This window comes from Vibrio sp. SCP2, assembly GCF_059295395.1.
In genome coordinates, this window is the sequence record NZ_JCAFVV010000009.1 from 107,240 (window position 1) to 131,331 (window position 24,092).

The following is a 24,092-nucleotide window of genomic DNA, read 5'->3' on the forward strand; positions in this document are numbered from 1 at the left end:
GATACAAAAAAGGGCCTTGCGGCCCTTTTTAAGATTGTGAGGATTATTCCTCTGTCTCTTGGCCACTGCGATTAAGCAGGAATTGGACAAGCATTGAGACTGGACGGCCAGTTGAGCCTTTCGCAGCACCTGATTTCCACGCAGTACCTGCGATATCAACGTGCGCCCAGTGGTATTTCTTGGCGAACTTAGATAGGAAGCAACCCGCAGTGATAGTACCACCAGGGCGACCACCAATGTTTGCCATATCAGCAAATGGGCTCTTAAGTTGCTCGTGGTACTCGTCTGCCATAGGTAGACGCCATGCACGGTCACTTGCTTGCTCAGAAGCATTCACTAGCTCGTGAGACAGTGGGTTGTGGTTAGAGATAACACCACTGATATGGTGACCTAGTGCGATAACACAAGCACCCGTTAGTGTAGCAACGTCTACAACACACTCTGGCTCGTAGCGTTCTACGTAAGTTAGAGCGTCACAAAGAACCAAGCGGCCTTCTGCATCTGTGTTGAGTACTTCAACGGTTTGGCCTGACATCGTAGTTAGAATGTCACCTGGACGGTAAGCGTTGCTACCCGGCATGTTTTCACAACCAGCAAGAACAGCAACCACATTGATTGGTAGGTTTAGTTTTGCCAGTGCTTTCATTGTACCGAATACAGATGCCGCACCACACATGTCGTACTTCATCTCATCCATACCTTCGCCAGGTTTCAGTGAGATACCGCCTGAATCGAAAGTAAGACCTTTACCAACAAGGACAATTGGTTTCACTTCTGGATCTGGGTTGCCCTTGTATTCCATGATAGACATCATAGATTCGTTCTTAGAGCCACGACCTACCGCTAGGTATGAAGTCATGCCCAGTTTTTCCATCTCTTGCTCACCAATGATCTTGGTTGTCACTGTCTCATAGTCGTCAGCTAGGCGACGCGCTTGAGAAGCAAGGTAAGCAGGGTTAGCGATGTTTGGTGGCATGTTGCCAAGATCTTTTGATGCTTTAACACCAGAAGAGATAGCAAGACCGTGTGCGATCGCTTTCTCACCTAGGTTTAGCTCACGACGTGTTGGTACGTTAAATACCAGTTTACGTAGTGGTCGGCGAGTTTCTGGCTTTTGGCTCTTGAACTGATCGAAGGTGTATAGACCATCTTTTGTTGCTTCAACCGCTTGGCGAACTTTCCAGTAAGTATCACGGCCTTTAACGTGAAGTTCGGTTAGGAAACATACCGCTTCCATTGAACCAGTTTCGTTAAGAGTGTTGATAGTCTTTTGGATGATCTCTTTGTATTGACGCTCACCCAGTTCACGCTCTTTACCACAACCAACCAGTAAAACGCGCTCAGACAGTACACCTGGTACTTGATGAAGCAGTAGCATCTGCCCCGGTTTTCCTTCTAGGTCACCACGGCGAAGTAGTGAACTAATATAGCCATCGCTGATTTTATCTAGCTGCTCGGCAACTGGAGAAAGGCGACGTGGCTCGAACACGCCCACAACGATACATGCGCTGCGCTGTTTCTCTGGACTGCCACTTTTTACACTGAACTCCATGCGTACTCCTACATCCTGAAGACAAATAGAACTAAATGTTAGATAATGCCGTCTTACTTGTTGATTCCTTACTCGGAACTATTCTTAAATAAGCGCATTAACAGTTAGCCAAAAATTTAAAAATAAAAGGTTCAACGGGAAATTATAGTGATTCAATTAAAAAAACAAGTTTTGTATAGGTAATTTCAGCGTGATTATTGTTAGATATTTGATCCGCGAGACACTCAAAAGCCAATTAGCGATATTTTTTATCCTGTTTTTAGTGTTCCTTAGCCAAAAATTGATCAAAGTTTTGGCTGATGCGTCGGATGGTGATATTCCCGCCAGCTTGGTCATGCACTATGTTGCTTTAAGCATGCCTTCAATGGGACTTTTGATGTTGCCGTTGAGTCTTTTCTTGGGGATCTTGCTCACTTTTGGCCGTTTATACGCAGAAAGTGAAATTACCGTGATGAATGCGACGGGGATTGGTAATAAGTTCTTGATCCGAGCAGCTTTATACCTAGCCGTTATTACCGGTGCGATTGCGGGTTTTAACTCTTTCGTTTTTGCTCCTTATAGCCAAGACCAACTGGTTAAGCTGCAAGAAGAAACAGCGGCAGAGAACAGTGTCGATTTGCTGAAGAAAGGCCACTTCCAAGGCACGCCAGATGGTTCTTCAGTGGTTTTCATTGACGATATTGATGGCAAGAAACTCAAGCACGTATTTGTTGCCCAGATGCGTCCGCGTGACTCCATTCTTCCGAGCGTCTCTTTTTCTCAATCAGGAGAAGTGAAAGAACTCAGTGACGGACGACAAGTGATTCGTATGTACGATGGTGTTCGTTACGAAGGTGTTCCGACTCGCGTTGATTACATGGTGACGGATTTTGATCAGTACGAAGGTTTGATTGGTCAGCGTGACGTTAAGCCTCAAGGTCGTGACTGGGAAGCGATTCCTACTCTTGAACTGATGAAGAACCCAGACCCTCGCGCACAAGCAGAAGTTCAATGGCGTATCTCACTGGTTGTTTGTATTCCACTGCTGACAATGTTGGTTGTGCCTCTTTCTGCGGTTAACCCACGTCAGGGGCGCTTTGCCAAAATGGGTCCGGCTATTTTAATCTATCTGGCTTATTTCTTGGCAATAAGTGCCACGAAGTCAGCGATTGAAGATGGTTCTATTCCTACTTTCGTTGGTATGTGGCCAATAAATGCTGCGCTACTCTTGACCGCGATTGGTATTAACTCGATGGACAGCATTCCTGTTCGCCGCTTCAAAGACAAACTAAGACAAAGAAAAAAGGCAGCGTAAGTCGTGTTTAAGATTCTCGATCTCTACATAGGTAGAACCATTATTGCCACCTCATCTTTGGTATTGGCAACCTTTGTCGGTCTTTCTGCGATCATCAAATACGTTGAGCAATTGCGTAAAGTAGGTGAGGGGACATACGACCTTTTGCAAGCCTTACTGTACGTTTTGCTCAGTATTCCACGTGATATTGAAATGTTCTTTCCAATGGCGGCATTGCTTGGTGCTCTGATTGGTCTTGGTATGTTGGCCTCAAGTTCTGAGCTAGTGGTTATGCAGGCAGCAGGTTTTTCGAAACTCGATATTGGACTATCGGTACTGAAAACTGCTGTGCCCTTGATGATTATGGTCACTTTGCTTGGTCAATGGGGTGCGCCTCAAGCGCAAAAAGCGGCGCGTGATTTGCGTGCTTTTGCCACTTCGGGCGGTGCGATTATGTCAGTACGGACTGGAGTTTGGGCACGTGACGCCAATGACTTTATCTTTATTGGTAAGGTTGAGGACAGCAAAATTTATGGCATGAACATGTGGCGCTACGATGATGACAAGCGCTTGGAAAGCGTTGTTTATGCTGCGGAAGTCGAGTATGTGTCAGACAATACTTGGATGATGAAAGACGTTCAGCTAACTGAAATGGTGGACGAGGTAGAAATCTCCAAGCAGAGTCTCGCTGAGTATAGTTGGACGACTTCTCTAGCACCCGATAAGCTAGCAGTAGTAACGGTCAAACCAGAAGAGTTATCTCTAGGTGGGCTGTATGATTATGTCACTTACTTAAAAGCGTCTGAGCAAGATCCATCGCGTTATGAATTGGCCTTCTGGCGTAAGGTGACACAACCATTCTCCATTGCGGTGATGATGTTGATGGCACTGTCATTTATCTTTGGTCCACTGCGCAGTGTAACTATGGGTGCGCGTATTCTATCGGGTGTGATTGCTGGATTTACTTTCTATATATCGAGTGAATTCTTTGGCCCACTCAGTTTGGTTTACAACATCCCGCCAGTGTTTGGCGCAGTGATGCCTAGTATTGTGTTCTTAACGGTAGCCTTGTTGCTACTGCGTAGGAAGCTCTAAGCTAAATGTTTTCGCAATAAAGAAACGGCAGCCAATCCAATTGGCTGCCGTTTTTGTTTTCTATGGCATTAAGTCAACAGACCTTAGTTGTCACATCAACTTTTTCAGTCGATAAAGCTCTTCTAATGCTTGCCTTGGTGTTAGGTCATCAGGGTCAATCGCAGATAGTGCTTCTTCAACCTCACTTGGCTCTGGAATCAGACTAAGTTGGTTGGCGATGTCTACAGCACTTGAACGAGGTACACCTTCCCCTTCTTGGCCTAACTGTTCTAGCTGTGTCAGCTTAGCGCGCGCGTTTTTAATCACACTCTTAGGTACGCCAGCCAAGCCCGCTACCGCTAGACCATAAGATTTACTTGCAGCTCCTTCTTGGACAGCGTGCATAAAGGCAATACTGTCGCCATGTTCCACTGCATCTAGGTGGACATTAGCTAAGTGTGGTATCTGATTTGGCAGCTCTGTTAGTTCAAAATAGTGAGTCGCAAACAGGGTCATTGAGCCTAGCTCTTTGGCTAGCCATTCGGCACTAGCCCACGCAAGAGAAAGCCCGTCATAGGTGCTGGTACCGCGACCGATTTCATCCATCAAAACTAAACTATTGGCTGTGGCGTTGTGGAGGATGTTTGCTGTCTCCGTCATCTCAACCATAAAAGTCGAGCGACCAGAGGCGAGATCGTCAGAAGCACCAATACGGGTAAATATGCGATCAATAGAACCAATCTGAGCTGACTCAGCAGGCACATAAGAACCAATATGAGCCATCAGCGCAATCAATGCGGTTTGGCGCATGTAAGTTGATTTACCACCCATATTCGGACCAGTAATAATCAACATCTTGCGTTGTGGGTTTAGCTCAATCGGGTTAGCAATAAACGGATCATCCATTACTTGCTCAACCACTGGGTGACGGCCTGCTTGAATGTGAATACCCACCTCTTTAGTTAAAGTAGGACGACAGTAATCTAGGCTGTCCGCACGCTCTGCCAAGTTTTGCAGTACATCGATTTGCGATACCGCTGAAGCAACGTTTTGCATTTGTTCCAGATGTGGTAATAAAAGATCAAACAGCTCTTCCCAAAGCTGCTTCTCCAGAGCGAGTGCTTTAGATTTAGAGTTAAGCACTTTATCTTCATGCTCTTTGAGCTCTGGGATAATGTAACGCTCAGCATTTTTTAATGTCTGACGACGGACATAATGAGGAGGAACTAAATGGCTTTGACCACGGCTGACTTGGATAAAGAAACCATGCACGTTGTTGTAGCCCACTTTTAGGCTATCGATACCGTGACGTTCGCGTTCATCCTGCTCCATTTGCTCAAGGTATTCGGTTGCCCCATCCGCTAGCTTACGCCATTCGTCGAGTTCCGCGTTATAGCCTTCAGCAATCACACCACCATCACGAATCACGACTGGTGGGTTATCTTTGATTGCGCGCTCAAGTAGCTCACATACCTCGTCCATTGGCGCAGCGTATTGAGCCAGTTTGGATAAGTATGGATGAGCCAACGAATTCATCGATTCCGCGAGCTCAGGCAGTTGCTGCATGGCAAAACGAAGGCGAGCCATATCACGAGGTCTTGCACTGCGCAGAGCTAAGCGAGCAAGAATACGTTCGATATCACCGATCTGCTTTAACACAGGGTGAAGATCAGCAAACAGTGACACTTCTTTTAATTCAGAAATGGCATCTAAACGATGATTCAGCGTGTCGATGTCGCGCATCGGCTGATGCAACCAACGTTTGAGCATACGGCTACCCATGGCTGTCGCAGTATGATCTAGCACCTCTGCTAAGGTGTTGTCCGTGCCGCCAGCCAGATTGTGAGTAATTTCTAAGTTACGTCGTGTCGCGGCATCCAAAATAACGGAGTGATCTTGTCTATCAAAGGTCAACGAGCGAATGTGTGGAAGTGCTGTGCGTTGAGTATCTTTGACATATTGAATCAAACAACCTGCCGCGCAGAGTCCGAGCTTCGCGTGTTCAACCCCGAAACCCACAAGATCACGCGTGCCAAATTGCTGGTTTAATTGCTGCTTAGCGGTATCAAGTTCAAACTCCCAAACAGGGCGACGACGATTACCGTTACGCGAAGACATCAGCTGAACAGGTTCAAAATCTTCCGGGAAAAGCAGTTCACGTGGCGAAGTGCGTTGCAACTCTGCCGCCATCGCTTCTTCGGTTTCAGGTTCCATTAATTGGAACCGACCTGACGTGACATCCAAAGTCGCATAACCAAATTTGCCGTCGTGGTAATAGATGGCAGCAATCAGGTTATCTAGCCTTTCAGAGAGCAGTGCCTCGTCGGTGACGGTACCCGGTGTAACAATGCGAACAACAGCGCGCTCAACTGGCCCCTTACTTGTTGCAGGGTCGCCAATCTGTTCACAAATCGCGACAGATTCACCAAGTTGAACCAGTTTCGCCAAATAACCTTCCACGGCATGAAATGGGACACCGGCCATTGGGATAGGCTCGCCAGCAGAAGCGCCTCTCTTAGTCAGAGAAATATCGAGCAATTGAGATGCTCGCTTCGCATCATCGTAGAAAAGCTCATAGAAATCTCCCATACGATAAAACAGCAAGATATCTGGGTTCTCAGCTTTGAGTTTGAGATATTGCTGCATCATAGGCGTGTGTTTTTGCTTTTCTTTTTCAGGTAACGCTTTCACGGTATAGATCTTTTGTTTATTCCTATTGCGGCTTAGGATACGTGAATAGCCTAAGAGCGAAAAGGTGTAATAAAGGGTTTTAGATATGGAATCACAGCAAAATCTCTCTCAACAGTTAGGTGAGTTGCTAAATCATCATAAATTAGTCATGACCACTGCTGAATCTTGTACTGGTGGCGGTGTTTCTGCGGCAATTACTGATATTGCCGGCAGCTCAGCTTGGTTTGATCGTGCGTTTATCACCTATAGCAATGAAGCCAAGATGGAGATGCTCGGGGTGTCAGTGGCAACACTCGAACAGTTTGGCGCGGTGAGTGAACAAACTGTAGTTGAGATGGTTGAGGGGGCGATACAGAACTCAAATGCCAATATTGGCGTTTCAATCAGCGGTATCGCGGGCCCAGGAGGTGGCACTGAGCTGAAACCGGTAGGAACCGTTTGTTTTGCTTGGGCTGACTCTAGCGATTGGAAAAAAGTAGAGACAGTGTGCTTTTCAGGCGACCGTGCGCAAGTTCGCCTACAGGCAGTCGAACACGCGTTAAAAGTACTGTACGTGGAACTATCGGCAAGAAATAAATGAGCTGCCCTGTAATTTAAATGCTTTTAAAATTAGGTGGATATCACCAAAAGCTAAAAAAAAACCATACAGGTATAGACACTGTATGAATCAACAGTATAATGACTTGCATTGATTGTTCAGTCACTGAGCTGAACGGAAGAATTAGATTGATAATCATCAGCACGAAATAGATGAATCATTTGGAGAAAGTGATGGACGAGAACAAACAGAAAGCGCTCGCCGCTGCGCTAGGTCAGATTGAAAAGCAATTCGGTAAAGGTTCAATCATGCGCCTTGGTGACAACCGCGCAATGGATGTAGAAACTATCTCTACAGGTTCACTTTCTTTGGATATCGCTTTGGGTGCTGGTGGCCTACCTATGGGTCGTATCGTAGAAATCTACGGTCCAGAGTCTTCAGGTAAAACGACGCTAACACTTGAGTGTATTGCCGCAGCGCAAAAGCAAGGTAAAACTTGTGCCTTTATCGATGCAGAGCACGCTCTTGATCCTGTTTATGCTAAGAAGCTAGGTGTTGATATTGATGCGCTATTGGTTTCTCAGCCAGATACGGGTGAACAAGCTCTAGAAATTTGTGATGCGTTAGCACGTTCAGGCGCTATCGACGTAATGGTCGTCGACTCAGTTGCAGCATTAACTCCTAAAGCTGAAATCGAAGGCGAAATGGGCGACAGCCACATGGGTCTTCAAGCGCGTATGCTTTCTCAAGCAATGCGTAAGCTAACGGGTAACCTGAAGCAGTCTAACTGTATGTGTATCTTCATTAACCAGATTCGTATGAAGATTGGTGTCATGTTTGGTAACCCAGAAACTACCACAGGTGGTAACGCGCTTAAGTTCTACGCATCTGTTCGCCTTGATATTCGTCGTACTGGTTCTATTAAAGAAGGTGACGAAGTGGTTGGTAACGAGACTCGCATCAAGGTTGTTAAGAACAAGATTGCGGCACCATTTAAGCAAGCGGAAACGCAAATCCTATATGGCGCTGGCTTTAACCGTGAAGGTGAGCTAATCGACCTAGGTGTTAAGCACAAGCTAGTTGAAAAAGCGGGTGCTTGGTACAGCTACAATGGTGATAAGATCGGTCAAGGAAAAGCGAACGCTGGTAAGTTCCTACGTGAGAACCCGCAAGCTGCACAAGCGATTGATGCTAAGCTACGTGAAATGCTGCTGTCACCAGCTGAAGTTCAGCCAGATGATGCTGAGCTAGGTGAGATGCCAGAGCAAGAGCTATAAGCTAGCTCACTACTCATTGTTTAAGCCCTGCCTATGTGCGGGGCTTTGTTGTATTTAGAATTTAGAAATTTATTTCAAATGTTTCAAAGAAAGCCACCGACATTATCGAGCAAAGAAGCCGCTATTCAATTGCTAAGTCGCCGAGATCATGGCGAGTACGAGCTATACCAGAAATTGAGCCTGAAAGGTTATGAACAAGACGCTATTCAAGAGGCCGTGAACTTTTGTATCGATCACAACTACCTGGATGATCTGCGTTATGCCAAAAGCCAAATTCGTCAACATGTCTACAAAGGCCACGGAGAGAAGCGCATCCGACAAGAATTGCAGCAGAAAAGAGTCGCGGACTCGGTAGTGGACAAAGCAATGGAAGAAGAACCGCAAGATTGGTTCGAGTTAGCAAAACAAGCTGCAGAGAAGAAATTTAAAGGGATTAAAGCGAAAGACCAAAAAGAGTACGCCAAACAGGTGCGTTTTCTTCAATATCGTGGCTACAGCTTTGAACAAATTAGTTATGCGCTTAGCGCTAATGATGAGGACTGAAGTCAAATAACTCATCAATTTAAAGATTTGCGATGAATTAACACATCAATCTGCTCTTTTCTGCGAGAAAACTAGTCGTAGCCTTAACCATGATCTACAATAGCGCAAAATTCTAACTCGACTATTTTCAGGAAGAGCTGCATGTACATGAGCACTGATGAGGTTCGTAACGCGTTCCTTAAGTTCTTTGAAAGCAAAGGACACCAAATCGTAGACAGTTCATCGTTGGTTCCGCATAACGATCCAACCCTGCTATTTACAAACGCAGGTATGAACCAATTTAAAGATTGCTTCTTAGGCGCCGAAAAGCGTGCCTACACACGAGCAACTACGGCTCAGCGTTGTGTACGTGCGGGTGGTAAACACAACGACTTAGAGAACGTTGGTTTCACAGCTCGTCACCACACTTTCTTCGAAATGCTCGGTAACTTCAGCTTTGGTGACTACTTCAAAGAAGACGCGATTGCGTTTGCTTGGGAGTTCCTGACTAAGACTCTTGGTCTACCAGAAGAGAAGCTACTGGTTACGGTATACGAAACAGATGACGAAGCATTCGAGATCTGGAACAAGAAAGTAGGCGTACCTGCTGACAAGATCGTTCGCATTGGCGACAAAGAAGGCGGTAAGAAGTTCGAATCTGACAACTTCTGGACGATGGGTGATACAGGTCCTTGTGGTCCATGTACTGAAATCTTTTACGATCACGGTGAGCATATTTGGGGCGGTCGTCCTGGTACTCCAGAAGAAGACGGTGACCGTTTCATCGAGATCTGGAACAACGTATTCATGCAGTTTAACCGTCATGCAGATGGCACGATGGAGCCACTACCTAAGCCTGCTGTTGATACAGGCATGGGTATCGAGCGTATTTCTGCAATCATGCAAGGCGTTCACTCAAACTACGAAATCGATGTATTCCAAAAGCTAATTAAAGCGACGGCTGAGGTTGTCGGTCACGACGATCTATCAAACCAATCTCTACGCGTTATTGCTGACCACATCCGTTCTTGTTCATTCCTAATCGCTGATGGCGTTATGCCTTCAAACGAAGGTCGTGGTTACGTCCTACGCCGTATTATTCGTCGTGCCGTTCGTCACGGTAACAAGTTGGGTGCGCAAGGCGTATTCTTCCACAAACTTGTTGGTGTACTTGCTGAAGTGATGGGCAGTGCTGCAGAAGAACTTAAGAAACAGCAAGAGCTTGTTGAGAAAGTACTTCGCATCGAGGAAGAGAACTTTGGTCGCACTCTAGAGCGCGGCATGGTGATTCTTAATGAAGCACTTGATGCACTTGAAGGCAAAGAGTTAGACGGTGAAACAGTCTTCAAGCTTTACGATACTTACGGTTTCCCTGCTGACTTAACTAACGATGTAGCTCGCGAGCGTGACTTTACAATTGACGAAGCGGGTTTTGAGAAAGCGATGGAAGAGCAGCGTCAACGTGCTCGCGAAGCAGGCCAGTTTGGTACTGACTACAACGCAACGATCAAAACGGAAGCAGAGTCTGAGTTCTGTGGCTACACAGGTACCGAAGGTAAGAGTAATGTTGCTGAAATATTCGTTGAGGGTGAAGTAGTAGAGTCGCTATCAGCAGGCGACAAAGCGATCATCATCCTTGGTGAAACGCCATTCTACGCTGAGTCTGGCGGTCAGTGTGGTGACGCTGGTGTGCTGAAGACTGAATCTGGTCTGTTTAAAGTTGAAGATACTCAGAAGTTAGGTAACGCAATTGCGCACCACGGTGTTCTTGCGGAAGGCGTTCTAGCGAAGGGTGATGAAGTAGAAGCGACTGTTGATGCTGAGCGTCGTGCATCGATTTCTCTTAACCACTCTGCGACTCACCTATTACACGCAGCGCTACGTTCAGTACTGGGTGAACACGTTACGCAGAAAGGCTCGCTTGTTAAACCTGAAAACCTACGTTTTGACTTCTCACACCTAGAAGCGGTAACGCCAGCAGAGCTAAAAGAAGTTGAGCGCCTAGTGAATGCTCAAGTTCGTCGTAACCACGTTATTGAAACTAACGTAATGGACATAGAGTCAGCGAAGCAGAAAGGTGCAATGGCACTGTTCGGCGAAAAGTATGATGATGAGGTTCGCGTTCTCTCAATGGGTGAGTTCTCTACCGAGCTTTGTGGTGGTATCCACGCATCAAACACGGGTGATATTGGCCTATTCAAGATCACTTCTGAAGGTGGTATCGCAGCAGGTATTCGCCGTATCGAAGCTGTAACAGGTGAAGCGGCACTAGATGCAATCGAAGCTCAACAAGCTAAGTTCGAAGAGAAACTTGCTGAGTCAGCATCGAAAGCAAAATCTCTAGAGAAAGAGATTCAGAAGCTTAAAGACAAGATGGCAGCAGCTGAAAGTGCTAACATCATGGCGAAAGCTCAAGAGATCAACGGCGTTAAAGTACTTATCGCAGGTATGGAAGGAGCGGATCCTAAGAACCTTCGTACTATGGTCGACAATGCTAAGAACCAAATGGGCAGCGGCGTTGTAATGATTGCCAACGTTAACGGCGACAAGATTGGTTTAATCGCTGGCGTGACTAAAGATCTTATCGGCAAAGTAAAAGCCGGTGACCTAGTGAAGATGGTTGCTGAGCAAGTTGGTGGTAAAGGTGGCGGTCGTCCTGATATGGCTCAAGCGGGTGGTACAGACGTTGCTGCTCTGCCTGAAGCAATGAAGACAGTTCAGCCATGGCTAGAAGAACGTCTTTAATTAAAAATTAAACGATTCTTACGCTCAATCAGTTATTTGATTGAGCGTAATTTTTTTCTGACAACCAAGTGCTTTAATTGATGCTCACTATGAACATCAAGTAAGTCACTTGGTTTTTGTTATAACTACTGCAAGCAATATTCAACATGTTGAGTGTGGTTCGAATGAGACTTTGGTCTTGGGAAGGTGAAGACTGGTGAAAAAGCCCCTTATCGTGCAAAAGTTTGGTGGAACTTCTGTGGGTTCAATAGAAAGAATCCATAAGGTCGCTGAACACATCATAAAGGCGAAAAATGATGGTAATCAAGTTGTCGTAGTCGTATCGGCAATGTCTGGTGAAACAAACAGATTGATGGACTTGGCTAAACAGGTAGACAGTGTGCCTACCGCGAGAGAACTTGATGTTTTGCTCTCTGCTGGTGAACAGGTGTCGATGGCACTGCTTGCAATGGCTCTAAATAAACTAGGCTATGCAGCACGTTCACTTACCGGAGCACAAGCGTGTATTGTGACTGACAATCAGCACAATGACGCAACGATTAAACAAATTGACACGACCGCGATAACTCAACTCCTTGAACAGGGCCAAGTTGTAATCGTCGCCGGTTTTCAAGGTGTGAATGATAACGGGGATATCACAACTCTTGGTCGAGGTGGCTCAGATACCAGTGCGGTAACACTTGCTGGAGCGCTTGAAGCGGATGAGTGCCAGATTTTTACTGACGTTGACGGTATTTATACTTGCGATCCGCGCGTGGTCGCCAATGCACAAAAATTAGATGTCATCGATTTTCCTTCGATGGAAGAAATGGCTCGTAAAGGGGCTAAAGTGCTGCATCTACCTTCAGTCCAGTATGCATGGAAACACAATGTACCTTTGCGGGTATTATCGACATTCGATGTCAACGCTGGCAGCTTGGTTAAAGGTGAAGAGTGCCAGTCTTCGGTGTGTGGCGTCGCCATTCAACGCGATATGTGTTTGATCAGAATTGAAAAAGATGCCTTAGCCAGTTTGAAAAAGCAGTGTCAGATGCTAGGCGTCACAATTTGGAATGTGATCGAGCATGCAGAATGGATAGGTGTAGTGATAAAACACGACGCTTATGCAAAACTGGAACTGGTTTTCGGTGACAAAATCCGTAATAGTGAGTCAGTAAGCTTACTAACAGCAGTTGGTCTACATGTCGAAGGACTGGTTGAAAGATCTTACGCGTTGTTGACGGAGCAGGGGATTGAGGTTGAGCACTACGCAGTTAATCCACAATCTTTGATGCTTGTCCTGTTACCAGAATGTGTCGACAAAGCGGCTAACATACTGCATGATGCTTACATAACTTCTGCGGAGGCAGTCGACTGCCGACAAAAACATGCCTTTTTAGGCTAGATTCGAGCCACAATAGAGTTTACGAAAATATAACTTTTGTTGGATAATAGCCGCGTAGCAAGATAAATCAGAGATTACTCAAGGAGCACAGAATGCTAATTTTAACTCGCCGCGTTGGCGAAACTCTCATGATCGGTGATGAAGTAACAGTAACTGTACTAGGTGTTAAAGGTAACCAAGTACGTATCGGTGTAAATGCACCGAAAGAAGTGTCTGTTCACCGTGAAGAAATCTACATGCGCATTCAGGCAGAAAAAGGTAATGGTAACGTTGCATCAGGCAACTACTAATTACACGAAGAGGCTGACATTTTGTCAGCCTTTTTTGTGCGACAAAGGCAACTAAACATAGGAAAAAGAGCGAATTAACATCGCTTTGATTAAATAGCCAACGGTTGAATGACTTTTTGCTATTTTTGCCAAGAAAATGTTTGACATATTTTTGGTAAATCGTAATATGTGCCTCCGCAAGACGGTGAGGTGGCCGAGAGGCTGAAGGCGCTCCCCTGCTAAGGGAGTATACGGTTTGTAGCCGTATCGAGGGTTCGAATCCCTCCCTCACCGCCATTCTTGCTTCTTCCTCGGAAGAATTGTTCTTCGGAACAGCTTTAAAACAACTTTCTTTAGCAAGAAAGCATAGCGCGTCCTTAGCTCAGCTGGATAGAGTACCTGGCTACGAACCAGGCGGTCGGAGGTTCGAATCCTCCAGGACGCGCCATAATTTCCTTACCAGGGAATAAAACGGTGAGGTGGCCGAGAGGCTGAAGGCGCTCCCCTGCTAAGGGAGTATACGGTTTGTAGCCGTATCGAGGGTTCGAATCCCTCCCTCACCGCCATTAATTGGCTTATGGCCAATTTTTTTGTTTTAAAGCCCTGTTGTTTCAAAGAACTAGTGTGATATACTTCACATCTCTTGTTTTAGAGAACATTGCGCGTCCTTAGCTCAGCTGGATAGAGTACCTGGCTACGAACCAGGCGGTCGGAGGTTCGAATCCTCCAGGACGCGCCACTCTTTAGGGTTTCTTTTTTACCAAAGCAATCCTGATATTGACCTAGAGTTGATATCAAAACTGCGCGTCCTTAGCTCAGCTGGATAGAGTACCTGGCTACGAACCAGGCGGTCGGAGGTTCGAATCCTCCAGGACGCGCCACTCTTTAGGGTTTCTTTTTATCAAAGTCATCCTGATATTGACCTAGAGTTGATATCAAAACTGTGCGTCCTTAGCTCAGCTGGATAGAGTACCTGGCTACGAACCAGGCGGTCGGAGGTTCGAATCCTCCAGGACGCGCCACTTATTTTAAAGCCCTGCTAGAAATAGCAGGGCTTTTTTATTAACACTCTGGCAACATTATTGAAACAATGAATTTACAAGTTATTGTTTCTTAGACTCTTTTCTTATTTCTTTTAAGCCTATCGCAGTAATGCACCATGTTTTGGCATAACGTCATAAAACACGCAGTTATTTATGCTTATATGAAGATGTATTGCAGATTTATGTGATTTGTGTGACGAATAATTCCCTAGATTTGTGCAATATCCTCAATAGCACCTTAAACAAAATTGACAAAGTTTAACCAATCGAGATAATCCTAGACCTCTTGTCAGGATTTTACTGCATGTTCTGGCAACAAGAGTGCTAGCAAGATGCTGGCTAAATTTAGCGTTGAGCGATGATAAAACACGATGTTTTTAGCGATATACCTAATGCTGTTGTCAGGATGACAAAGAAAGGATGCAAAAATGGATAATATTGGAAGCCTGCTAGTAGATGCTGCAACCCTGATGCTTACAGGGATGGCTGTAGTATTTATATTCCTCACTATTCTCGTCTATCTCGTTCGGTTGATGTCAAAATTGGTACCACAAGAAGTACCTGAGCCGATCGCGACACCTATTCAAAATAACAAAGTTCAATCACCATCTTCTGCTGTTAGCCCGAAGGTAGTTGCGGCGATCTCCGCAGCGGTACATCAGTATCGTACCTCTACCGCTAAATAGCATTTGACAGGATTAAAAGGAGTTAATGAGCATGTCTAAACCACTAGCTTTAACGGACGTGGTCCTTCGTGACGCCCATCAATCGCTGTTTGCGACTCGTATGCGTCTAGAGGATATGTTACCTATCGCAGAGGAACTGGATAAAGTCGGTTACTGGTCTCTAGAAACATGGGGCGGTGCGACGTTTGATGCCTGTATTCGATTCTTGGGGGAAGACCCTTGGGAGCGTTTGCGTGCATTGAAAAAAGCGATGCCAAATACACCAATGCAAATGCTGCTGCGTGGCCAGAACTTACTGGGTTACCGCCACTACGCAGATGATGTGGTCGAAAAATTTGTTGAACGCGCCCATGCCAATGGTATGGATGTCTTCCGTATCTTCGATGCGATGAACGACGTGCGCAACTTTGAGAAGGCAGTAAAAGCAGCGGTCGATGTCGGCGCGCATGCTCAAGGTACGCTTTCTTATACTACTAGCCCAGTACACAATACAGATACTTGGGTGGATCTTGCTAAACGTCTTGAAGACCTTGGCTGTCACTCATTGTGTATCAAAGATATGTCAGGGTTGCTTAAGCCTTATGAAGCGGAAGAGTTAATTACTCGCATCAAATCTTCTACTGATATTCCTTTAGCGCTTCATTGCCATGCAACAACAGGTCTATCAACAGCGACTGCTGTAAAAGCGGTCGAAGCTGGAGTCGATATCCTTGATACCGCTATCTCATCAATGAGCTGTACTTATGGTCATACACCAACAGAGACAGTGGTCGCTATGCTGCAAGGCACTGAGCGTGACACTAATCTTAAGCTTGATCAAATCGAGCCGATTGCTGCTTACTTCCGTGATGTTCGTAAGAAGTATGCCAAGTTTGAAGGTCAACTTAAGGGTGTTGACTCTCGTATCCTGATTGCTCAAGTGCCAGGTGGCATGTTGACCAATATGGAAGGTCAGCTTAAAGAGCAGGGCGCAGCTGATAAGCTCGATGAAGTTCTCGAAGAGATCCCACGCGTACGTCAGGATCTTGGCTACATTCCGCTCGTGACTCCAACCTCTCAAATCGTCGGTACCCAAGCGGTGATCAACGTATTGACTGGTGAACGCTATAAGAGCATTACCAAAGAAACAGCTGGTTTACTGAAAGGTGAGTACGGTGCAGCGCCAGCAGAAGTGAATGCAGAGCTGCAAGCCAAAGTGCTGGAAGGCGCAGAGCCGATTACTTGTCGCCCGGCTGATTTGCTTGAGTCAGAGATGAACTCGTTGACTGAAGAGCTGCTGACTAAAGCGAAACAAGATGGCATCTCTCTCGCAGAAGACACGGTTGATGACGTACTGACTTACGCGCTCTTCCCACAAGTAGGTCTGAAATTCCTTAAGAACCGCCGTAACCCAGAAGCCTTTGAGCCAGCACCATGGCTAGAAGAAGCGCCTGCTGCTCCTCAAGCTCAGCCTGCTCAAGGTGGCATCGAAACATACAGCGTTAAAGTTGATGGTCAGGTCTACGATGTTGAAGTTGGCCCACAAGGTCAGTTAACCTCGGTTGCTCCTTCAGCTGCAGCTCCGCAACAAGCGGCAGCGCCTGCAGCTGCACCAACGGGTAATTCGGAAACGGTTCCAGCTCCTCTTGCCGGTAACATCTTTAAGGTCCATGTCCAAAGTGGTGCGCAAGTCGCTGAAGGTGACGTGTTACTGATCCTTGAAGCGATGAAGATGGAAACGGAAGTGCGCGCAGCACGTGGTGGTATCATTCAAGATCTACACGTCAAAGAGGGTGATTCTGTGACAGTTGGCGCTCCGCTACTGAGCTTAGCGTAAGGGAGTACCATGGAAGGATTAATGATCTTATGGTCAGAAACAGGGATCGCTAACTTTGAGTTTGGCCAGATCTGTATGATCTTGGTTGGTTGTGCTCTGCTGTTTTTGGCTATTCGTAAAGGCTTCGAGCCATTACTTCTGCTACCTATTGGTTTTGGCGCTATTTTAGCCAATATTCCCAATGCGGGTTTTACCGATGAAGGTGGCTTACTCTACTACGTTTACTACGTGGGGATTGAGTCAGGGATCTTCCCGCTATTGATCTTTATGGGTGTTGGTGCAATGACCGATTTCGGTGCTTTGATCGCTAACCCCAAAACGCTTTGGTTAGGTGCCGCAGCGCAGTTTGGTATTTTCGCCACCCTATTCGGTGCGATCTTGCTTAACTATGTGCCGGGCATGGAGTTTAGCATGCCAGATGCGGCTTCAATCGCCATCATTGGTGGTGCAGACGGACCAACTGCGATCTTCTTGGCGAGCCAATTGTCACCGGATCTTTTGGGTGCGATAGCTGTTGCTGCATACAGCTACATGGCATTGGTGCCAATCATCCAGCCACCAATTATGAAGGCGTTAACATCGCCAGAAGAGCGCAAGATTCAGATGGCGCAGCTGCGTCACGTGGGTAAAGCTGAGAAGATTCTGTTCCCACTCGCGGTACTGCTGATGACGATTCTGTTCTTGCCAGCGGCAACTCCTCTGGTTGGTATGTTCTGTCTTGGTAACTTGATGCGTGAGGCTGGTGTGGTCGATCGTTTATCAAAAACAGCTCAGAACGAGTTGATCAATATCGTAACCATCTTCCTTGGTCTTGGTGTTGGTTCTAAACTTCAAGCAGAAGAGTTCCTTAACGTTGAGACGTTAGGTATTTTGGCTTTAGGTGCGGTAGCCTTCAGTATTGGTACTGCCGGCGGTGTACTTATGGCTAAGCTACTGAACAAGTTCTCTAAAGAGGATATTAACCCTCTTATTGGTGCAGCGGGGGTTTCTGCGGTACCAATGGCGGCGCGAGTGGTGAATAAAGTCGGCTTGGATTCCAACCCGCAAAACTTCCTACTGATGCACGCAATGGGCCCTAACGTAGCAGGTGTACTTGGTTCTGCTGTTGCCGCGGGTATCCTACTAGCACTGGTTGGTTAATCGCCTTTAGCGTTAGTAATTGGTTAATTTGAGAGCAAGTGGTTAACTTGCTGCCAATAAATGGTATATATTCAAAGGGATGCTATCGCATCCCTTTTTTGTACCGATAGGGAAATGAAGAAATGGAAAACAAACAAATCGCAATCTCTCAATTTGGTGACCCAGACGTTCTTGTTACTCAGACCTCACCGATCCCACAGCCACAAGCAGGTGAAGTACTGGTTAAAGTACATTTTTCTGGCGTAAACCCTATCGACGTGAAAACACGAGCTGGGCTAGGCTGGGCCGCGTCTGAAAACAAAGATAACTTGCCTTGGGTGCCTGGTTATGACATCTCTGGTCAAGTCGCCTCTTTAGGCGAAAGCAGTGAGCGATTCTCCGTGGGTGATAACGTCGCGGGCTTTGTTGGGTTTCCTTTGGCTGGTGGTGGCTATAGCCAATACATATGTGTACCTGAGGGCGCACTTAGCCTAGTGCCTGATTCCGTCACTTTAGAAGCGGCGGCAGCTTTACCTTTGGCTGGTCAAACAGCGGTTCAAGCATTGGATAAGGCAGGTGTGCATGAGGGGGATCGAGTACTGATTTTAGCTGGGGCAGGTGGCGTTGGTCATATTGCGATTCAAGTCGCTGTGGCGGCAAAAGCCGAGGTATTCACCACCTGTAGTGAGGCAAACTTAGATTATATGGCTACATTAGGTGCCCATGCAGTCAACTACCAATTTGCACCTGTTTCAGAGCGTGTAGAGGAAGCCGATGTATTGATCGATCTGGTTGGTGGTGATGCAGCGCTTGATGCACTGAAATGCCTAAAAGATGGTGCTAAAGTCGTTACAGTTCCAACACTTACCGCTGAACTTATCTGTGAGAAAGCCAAACTACTTGGCTTTGAAGCAACAGGTATGCTAGTTGATCCAAACCCAGAGCAACTCGATGCCTTATTGTATATGGTCAGCGTTGGCTTAGTGAAAACAGAGATCCAACAGGTTTATTCAATGACAGAAGTGGTCGAAGCACATAAACAGATTGAAACAGGGCACACGAGAGGCAAGGTTTTGCTTGATATGCAATGCTAGAAGCGTTTAACAGCGCTTTTGAATCTTTCGCTCTATGGTTTTCTGATTCGGCACTGTGGGTTCTGTTTTTAAGCGGCTTCCTCAGTGCCACTTTATTGCCTGGTGGTTCAGAAGCTGGCTTGATTGCCACATTAAGTCTCAATCAGTTTTCAACTCCCCTAATCATTCTTGTCGCCACTTTAGGTAATACGCTCGGTGGCTTGACCAACTTTTGGTTAGGTTTATGGTTACCAAACCGAACTCAAAATGAAAAACATGGTCATAAAGCTTTATTATGGCTCAATAAATACGGCTATTGGTCGCTTCTTTTTAGTTGGTTACCGATAATCGGTGACCCTTTATGTTTAGCCGCAGGTTGGCTTCGAATGCGCTTTTGGCCATGTTTCTGGCTTATATTGATTGGCAAAGCGCTTCGATACTCATTACTTGCAGCAATTTTTTACGGATTTTTCTAAGGGGATGTCATGAGAAAGATTTGGCTTGGTGCTATTTCTCTTGTCGCACTTTATGGTTGTAGCTCCAACAACCTCTCTTCTGTTTCATTTTTATCTTCATTGCCACAAGGCGTTACTCTCGTTGAAGAAGTACCAGCTCAACCTGGTAAGGCAACAATCCCATACTCAAAATATCAGCTAGATAATGGTCTGACGGTGATCCTATCACCAGACAACTCCGATCCACTTGTTCACCTTGACGTGACTTATCATGTTGGCTCGGCGCGTGAAGAGATTGGTAAATCAGGCTTTGCTCACTTTTTTGAGCATATGATGTTCCAAGGTAGTGAGAATGTTGGTGACCAACAGCACTTTAAGATCATAACCGAAGCAGGCGGAACGCTTAATGGGACGACGAACCGAGATCGCACCAACTACTTTGAAACAGTGCCATCGAATCAGCTAGAGAAAATGCTCTGGCTTGAGTCTGATCGAATGGGCTTTTTACTTGATGCTGTCTCACAACGTAAGTTTGAAATTCAGCGCGATACGGTTAAAAACGAACGTGCGCAGAACTATGACAACCGCCCGTATGGGTTGATGTGGGAGCGAATGGGGGAAGCCATGTATCCAGAGGGCCACCCTTATTCTTGGCAAACCATTGGATATGTTGAAGATCTAGATAGGGTCGATGTGAACGACCTTAAAGCTTTCTTTCTTCGTTGGTATGGCCCAAACAACGCGGTACTGACCATAGGCGGTGACATTGACGTTGAGCAGACCTTAGAGTGGGTAAACAAATATTTTGGTTCTATTCCTGCCGGGCCTGAAGTTGAGCGCGCACCTAAACAGCCTGCAAAGCTGAGCGAAGATCGTTACATCACATTAGAAGATCGTATTCAGCAACCGATGCTGATGATTGGCTGGCCAACAAAGTATAACGGGGCTGAAGAGCAGGCGTCGATCAATGCTTTGGCTAACGTATTAGGCAGTGGAGCAAACAGTCTGCTTTATCAAAAGCTAGTAAAGACCCAAAAAGCAGTAGATGCTGGGGCTTTCCAAGATTGTGCAGAGCTGGCTTGTACTTTCTATGTATATGCGATGGCACCATCTGGAGAAAAAGGAGCACTCAAGCCGCTTTATCAGGAGTTGATGCAAACTTTAGATGAATTTGAAGCGAAAGGTGTCGATGAGGCGCGATTAGAGCAGATTACCGGTATGGCGGAAGCTAACGCAGTATTTGCACTACAAAGTGTTCGTGGCAAGGTAACTCAACTTGCTTCCAACGAAACCTTCTTCGATACGCCTGATCGGATTCAAACCCAACTAGAGCAAATTCGAGCGGTGACGCCAAAGTCTGTCATGGCAGCATACAAAACTTATGTTAACGGTCACCATAAAGTGGCACTCAGTGTCGTTCCGCGTGGAAAAACTGAATTAGCGGCTAAACCGGCTACCTTTGTTACGCCACCGAGAACTCTACCAGAGTATCAAAAAGTGACCGAAGAGCAGTTAGCTTATCGTCGTGCGACAGATACCTTTGACCGCTCTGTGATGCCTGAAGTTGCTCAAGGGGTGAAAGCTCAAATGCCAGAGTTGTATCACCTTTACTTCGACAATGGCGCTGAGCTACTTGGTACGGTCAGCTCCGAAACGCCAACCGTTCAATTGGATATTAGCTTCCCTGCTGGAGAACGCTATGTGGTGAAAGGGAAAGAAGGGCTGGCTAATTTAACTGCTGCAATGATGCAAGAGGCGACACTCGACTCTAGCTTGGAAGAGCTGCAAGCTCGGTTAGATACCCTAGGTAGTACAGTTTCGATTGATGCGGGTAACTATACCACTGGCATTTCTGTTTCAAGTCTGGAAAAGAACCTTACCGAAACGCTGAAGATCGTCGAGGAAGTGTTATTCAAACCGGCTTTCCGTCAAGAGGACTTCGACCGCTTGAAGAAACAGATGTTAGAAGGTTTGGTTTATCAGCATCAAAAACCAAGTTGGATGGCTTCTCAGGCGACGCGACAAGTCCTTTTCGCTGGTTCGATTTATCAACGTTCCAATGATGGTACAGAAGCTTCTGTATCTAGCTTAACCTTAGATGATGTTAAAGAATTCTATAAACAGCATTACACGCCACAAGGTGCGCAAATTGTGGTGGTCGGTGACATCAATAAACGCCAAGTGAAAAAAGAGCTGGCCTTTATCGACAACTGGCAAGGTGAATTTGCTCCCTTGTTAAGACCGCAATTGGTGAAACCACTCGATCAGCAGAAGATCTATCTCATCGATAAGCCGAGCGCTCCGCAAAGTGTGGTACGTATGGTTCGTCAAGGGTTACCGTTTGATGCGACAGGCGAAGTGTATTTAACTCAGTTAGCTAACTTTAACTTGGCGGGTAACTTCAATAGTCGTATTAACCAGAATTTGCGTGAAGATAAAGGCTACACTTATGGTGCAAGCGGTTATCTCGCGGCAAACCGAGAAGTCGGTGCGATAATTTTCTCAGCGCAAGTTCGTGCAGACTCAACGGTGCCCTCAATTGTCGAAATGCAAAAAGAGCTCGAAGAGTACAGTAAAAATGGTATGACCGATGATGAAATGAAATTTTTGCGCTTAGCGGTCGGTCAACAAGATGCGTTAAAGTATGAAACGCCTTCACAGAAAACAGGACTACTTAATAGTATTCTGGCGTACAGCTTAGATGAAGATTACCTAAAGCAGAGAAACGAAATCGTAGAAACCGTTAATAAGAAGACCTTAGATGGGTTAGCAAACAAATGGTTTGCCCCGGATGAGTACCAAATTATTGTCGTTGGTGATGCGAAAACGTTAAAACCTCAGCTAGAAAGTTTACAGATTCCGATAGAAGAGCTTGAAATCATCCGCTAGAGTACACATAACATAGTGCATAGCTAAAGGGTGATTTTGGTCACCCTTTATAATTTGTTTAGCCAGTTTGGGATCACAACCGAACTACAGATATAAGCGAACCTCATTTTGACTGAATTTGCTGCGCGACTGGAGCGAGTTGCACAAAACCAAGAAGTATTTAAGAGTTTTGGACGTGGTGTGGAGCGTGAGACGCTGCGATACCACCAAGATGGTCACCTCGCAACAACCCCTCATCCGGTGGAGCTAGGCTCGGCTTACGCCAATAACTGGATCACCACTGACTTTTCTGAGTCGCTGCTAGAGTTTATTACGCCGGTATCAAGCAACATCTCCACCTTAACTGCTCAGCTAGAGGACATTCATCACTTTACTCAAACTAAGTTAGGTGAAGAGAAAATGTGGCCACTTTCTATGCCTTGTTACGTAGGCAGTGAAGATGACATCAATCTAGCGCAGTACGGTTCTTCTAACTCTGGAAAAATGAAAACCCTGTATCGAGAAGGTCTCAAGCATCGCTACGGCAGTTTGATGCAAATTATTTCAGGTGTTCATTTTAACTTTTCATTCCCTGAGTCTTTTTGGGATCAGTTGTTTGGTGAGCAAAGCGATGAAGACAGACAAGATAGTAAGTCAGAGGCTTATTTCGGTATGATCCGAAACTACTACCGTTTCGGCTGGTTAATTCCTTACTTCTTTGGCGCTTCTCCGGCTTTGTGTGGTTCATTTATCCAAGGGCGCGAAACCAAACTGCCATTTGAAAGTATTGGCGGCACGCTGTACCTACCTCACGCAACTTCATTACGTTTGAGCGATCTGGGTTACACCAATAGTGCGCAAAGTGCCTTGAAGATTGGCTTCAACAGCCTCGACGAGTATTTGGAAGGCTTGAACAAAGCGATTCGTACTCCGTCGCCAGAGTTTGCGGAAATCGGCGTTAAGGTTGAAGGTGAGTATCGTCAGCTTAATAGCAATGTACTCCAGATCGAAAATGAGCTTTATGCACCAATTCGTCCTAAGCGTGTGGCTAAGTCAGGTGAAAAGCCATCAGAAGCGTTAGCTCGTGGTGGCGTGGAATATATCGAAGTTCGCTCTCTTGATGTAAACCCATACAGCGCAATTGGTATCAATGAAGATCAAGTTCGCTTCTTAGACCTATTTTTAACATGGGCAGCCCTAACTGATTCAGAGCCGATGGATCACTGCGAGCAAGCTTGTTGGCGTGAAAACTGGAATAAGGTCATCGTAGAAGGTCGTAAACACGGTTTAGAGCTGCAAATCGGTTGTAAAGGTGAGATTCTAACGCTACAAGATTGGGCAAAGCGTGTGTTTGTTGAGTTGACCCAAATCGCTGAGAAAATGGACGCGGCGAATGGTGGTAACGAATATCAGGCGGTTTGCTATAAACTGCTTTCGTGGATTGATAATCCAGAGCAAACCATTTCTGGTCAGTTACTTGAAGATACCAAGCGCTTTGGTGGTTTAGGTAAAGTTGGTTGTGAATTTGGTAAAGAGTACCGTCAGCAGCATCTAGGGCATCAGTATCGTCTCTATAGTGAGTCTGAGATGGAGCAAGAAGTAGAGCGTTCTCGTGTTGCCCAGACAGAAGTAGAAGCAGCAGACAAACAGAGCTTTGACGAATTCCTCGAAGAGTATTTCGCTTACTTAAAAGCTTAAGGTAGCAAA

Annotated in this window: 17 protein-coding genes and 6 tRNA genes; 21 read left to right on the forward strand and 2 right to left on the reverse strand. The window is 46.0% G+C overall.

From position 1 onward, the window contains the following. Nucleotides 1–43: 43 nt before the first annotated feature. On the reverse strand, nucleotides 44–1,552 hold the full coding sequence (gene pepA / locus AC5O63_RS19160) for a leucyl aminopeptidase (protein WP_494505944.1): 1,509 nt from the start codon (nucleotides 1,550–1,552) through the stop codon (nucleotides 44–46). A gap of 190 nt (nucleotides 1,553–1,742) precedes the next feature. On the opposite strand from pepA, the gene lptF reads away from it, so the two are divergent. Both lptF and lptG read left to right on the forward strand, forming a co-directional pair. After that, nucleotides 1,743–2,846 (forward strand): LPS export ABC transporter permease LptF, encoded by a 1,104-nt coding sequence (gene lptF / locus AC5O63_RS19165; RefSeq protein ID WP_004747275.1) that lies wholly within the window; start codon nucleotides 1,743–1,745, stop codon nucleotides 2,844–2,846. A 3-nt stretch (nucleotides 2,847–2,849) separates the two neighbouring features. After that, nucleotides 2,850–3,920: an LPS export ABC transporter permease LptG gene (lptG, locus tag AC5O63_RS19170; RefSeq protein WP_171325017.1), complete on the forward strand. Its 1,071-nt coding sequence runs from the start codon at nucleotides 2,850–2,852 to the stop codon at nucleotides 3,918–3,920. 90 nt (nucleotides 3,921–4,010) lie between these two features. On the opposite strand, the gene mutS is transcribed toward lptG, so the two are convergent. After that, complete coding sequence (mutS, locus tag AC5O63_RS19175) at nucleotides 4,011–6,548, reverse strand: DNA mismatch repair protein MutS (protein WP_494505958.1); 2,538 nt, start codon at nucleotides 6,546–6,548, stop codon at nucleotides 4,011–4,013. A gap of 127 nt (nucleotides 6,549–6,675) precedes the next feature. Between mutS and pncC the strand changes: the two genes are divergently transcribed. From pncC to gshA, 19 genes are all read left to right on the forward strand, one after another. Next, nucleotides 6,676–7,170, forward strand: coding sequence for a nicotinamide-nucleotide amidase (gene pncC / locus AC5O63_RS19180; RefSeq protein WP_494505945.1), 495 nt, complete (start codon nucleotides 6,676–6,678; stop codon nucleotides 7,168–7,170). A 191-nt stretch (nucleotides 7,171–7,361) separates the two neighbouring features. After that, a complete protein-coding gene (gene recA / locus AC5O63_RS19185) occupies nucleotides 7,362–8,405 on the forward strand; it encodes a recombinase RecA (protein WP_004747283.1) in 1,044 nt (347 codons plus the stop codon). Nucleotides 8,406–8,483: 78 nt separating this feature from the next. Beyond that, nucleotides 8,484–8,948, forward strand: a complete 465-nt coding sequence (gene recX, locus AC5O63_RS19190; protein ID WP_494505946.1) for a recombination regulator RecX — start codon at nucleotides 8,484–8,486, stop codon at nucleotides 8,946–8,948. Between the two features lie 141 nt (nucleotides 8,949–9,089). Continuing rightward, the gene (gene alaS, locus AC5O63_RS19195; protein WP_494505947.1) at nucleotides 9,090–11,672 is read left to right on the forward strand and encodes an alanine--tRNA ligase; all 2,583 of its coding nucleotides are present in this window, start codon (nucleotides 9,090–9,092) and stop codon (nucleotides 11,670–11,672) included. Between the two features lie 196 nt (nucleotides 11,673–11,868). Next, nucleotides 11,869–13,056: an aspartate kinase gene (locus tag AC5O63_RS19200; protein ID WP_494505948.1), complete on the forward strand. Its 1,188-nt coding sequence runs from the start codon at nucleotides 11,869–11,871 to the stop codon at nucleotides 13,054–13,056. Between the two features lie 92 nt (nucleotides 13,057–13,148). Then, nucleotides 13,149–13,346: a carbon storage regulator CsrA gene (csrA, locus tag AC5O63_RS19205; RefSeq protein WP_004415691.1), complete on the forward strand. Its 198-nt coding sequence runs from the start codon at nucleotides 13,149–13,151 to the stop codon at nucleotides 13,344–13,346. Nucleotides 13,347–13,529: 183 nt separating this feature from the next. Continuing rightward, a tRNA-Ser gene (locus AC5O63_RS19210) sits at nucleotides 13,530–13,622 on the forward strand. Nucleotides 13,623–13,696: 74 nt separating this feature from the next. Further along, a tRNA-Arg gene (locus tag AC5O63_RS19215) sits at nucleotides 13,697–13,773 on the forward strand. Nucleotides 13,774–13,798: 25 nt separating this feature from the next. Beyond that, nucleotides 13,799–13,891, forward strand: a tRNA-Ser gene (locus AC5O63_RS19220). 96 nt (nucleotides 13,892–13,987) lie between these two features. Then, a tRNA-Arg gene (locus AC5O63_RS19225) sits at nucleotides 13,988–14,064 on the forward strand. 65 nt (nucleotides 14,065–14,129) lie between these two features. After that, a tRNA-Arg gene (locus AC5O63_RS19230) sits at nucleotides 14,130–14,206 on the forward strand. A 64-nt stretch (nucleotides 14,207–14,270) separates the two neighbouring features. Beyond that, nucleotides 14,271–14,347: transfer RNA gene (locus tag AC5O63_RS19235), tRNA-Arg, on the forward strand. Between the two features lie 449 nt (nucleotides 14,348–14,796). Beyond that, nucleotides 14,797–15,054: an oxaloacetate decarboxylase subunit gamma gene (locus AC5O63_RS19240; RefSeq protein WP_004748148.1), complete on the forward strand. Its 258-nt coding sequence runs from the start codon at nucleotides 14,797–14,799 to the stop codon at nucleotides 15,052–15,054. A 31-nt stretch (nucleotides 15,055–15,085) separates the two neighbouring features. Next, on the forward strand, nucleotides 15,086–16,870 hold the full coding sequence (gene oadA / locus AC5O63_RS19245; RefSeq protein WP_494505949.1) for a sodium-extruding oxaloacetate decarboxylase subunit alpha: 1,785 nt from the start codon (nucleotides 15,086–15,088) through the stop codon (nucleotides 16,868–16,870). Between the two features lie 9 nt (nucleotides 16,871–16,879). Continuing rightward, nucleotides 16,880–18,010 (forward strand): sodium ion-translocating decarboxylase subunit beta, encoded by a 1,131-nt coding sequence (locus tag AC5O63_RS19250; RefSeq protein ID WP_069667473.1) that lies wholly within the window; start codon nucleotides 16,880–16,882, stop codon nucleotides 18,008–18,010. A gap of 122 nt (nucleotides 18,011–18,132) precedes the next feature. Then, nucleotides 18,133–19,083, forward strand: a complete 951-nt coding sequence (locus tag AC5O63_RS19255; RefSeq protein ID WP_494505950.1) for an NADP-dependent oxidoreductase — start codon at nucleotides 18,133–18,135, stop codon at nucleotides 19,081–19,083. Continuing rightward, a complete protein-coding gene (locus AC5O63_RS19260; RefSeq protein ID WP_004748154.1) occupies nucleotides 19,077–19,538 on the forward strand; it encodes a YqaA family protein in 462 nt (153 codons plus the stop codon). The genes AC5O63_RS19255 and AC5O63_RS19260 overlap by 7 nt, the downstream gene beginning before the upstream one ends. 9 nt (nucleotides 19,539–19,547) lie before the next feature. Then, on the forward strand, nucleotides 19,548–22,406 hold the full coding sequence (locus AC5O63_RS19265; RefSeq protein ID WP_494505951.1) for a M16 family metallopeptidase: 2,859 nt from the start codon (nucleotides 19,548–19,550) through the stop codon (nucleotides 22,404–22,406). 108 nt (nucleotides 22,407–22,514) lie between these two features. Continuing rightward, complete coding sequence (gshA, locus tag AC5O63_RS19270) at nucleotides 22,515–24,083, forward strand: glutamate--cysteine ligase (protein ID WP_494505952.1); 1,569 nt, start codon at nucleotides 22,515–22,517, stop codon at nucleotides 24,081–24,083. The last annotated feature ends 9 nt before the right edge of the window (nucleotides 24,084–24,092 follow it).

What these genes read in the sequence shown, in the direction of transcription:
- pepA (WP_494505944.1), bottom strand. Translation starts at nt 1,552, where the DNA reads ATGGAGTTCAGTGTAAAAAGTGGCAGTCCAGAGAAACAGCGCAGCGCA.
- mutS (WP_494505958.1), bottom strand. Translation starts at nt 6,548, where the DNA reads ATGATGCAGCAATATCTCAAACTCAAAGCTGAGAACCCAGATATCTTG.
- pncC (WP_494505945.1), top strand. Translation starts at nt 6,676, where the DNA reads ATGGAATCACAGCAAAATCTCTCTCAACAGTTAGGTGAGTTGCTAAAT.
- recA (WP_004747283.1), top strand. Translation starts at nt 7,362, where the DNA reads ATGGACGAGAACAAACAGAAAGCGCTCGCCGCTGCGCTAGGTCAGATT.
- recX (WP_494505946.1), top strand. Translation starts at nt 8,484, where the DNA reads ATGTTTCAAAGAAAGCCACCGACATTATCGAGCAAAGAAGCCGCTATT.
- alaS (WP_494505947.1), top strand. Translation starts at nt 9,090, where the DNA reads ATGTACATGAGCACTGATGAGGTTCGTAACGCGTTCCTTAAGTTCTTT.
- csrA (WP_004415691.1), top strand. Translation starts at nt 13,149, where the DNA reads ATGCTAATTTTAACTCGCCGCGTTGGCGAAACTCTCATGATCGGTGAT.
- AC5O63_RS19240 (WP_004748148.1), top strand. Translation starts at nt 14,797, where the DNA reads ATGGATAATATTGGAAGCCTGCTAGTAGATGCTGCAACCCTGATGCTT.
- oadA (WP_494505949.1), top strand. Translation starts at nt 15,086, where the DNA reads ATGTCTAAACCACTAGCTTTAACGGACGTGGTCCTTCGTGACGCCCAT.
- AC5O63_RS19250 (WP_069667473.1), top strand. Translation starts at nt 16,880, where the DNA reads ATGGAAGGATTAATGATCTTATGGTCAGAAACAGGGATCGCTAACTTT.
- AC5O63_RS19255 (WP_494505950.1), top strand. Translation starts at nt 18,133, where the DNA reads ATGGAAAACAAACAAATCGCAATCTCTCAATTTGGTGACCCAGACGTT.
- AC5O63_RS19260 (WP_004748154.1), top strand. Translation starts at nt 19,077, where the DNA reads ATGCTAGAAGCGTTTAACAGCGCTTTTGAATCTTTCGCTCTATGGTTT.
- AC5O63_RS19265 (WP_494505951.1), top strand. Translation starts at nt 19,548, where the DNA reads ATGAGAAAGATTTGGCTTGGTGCTATTTCTCTTGTCGCACTTTATGGT.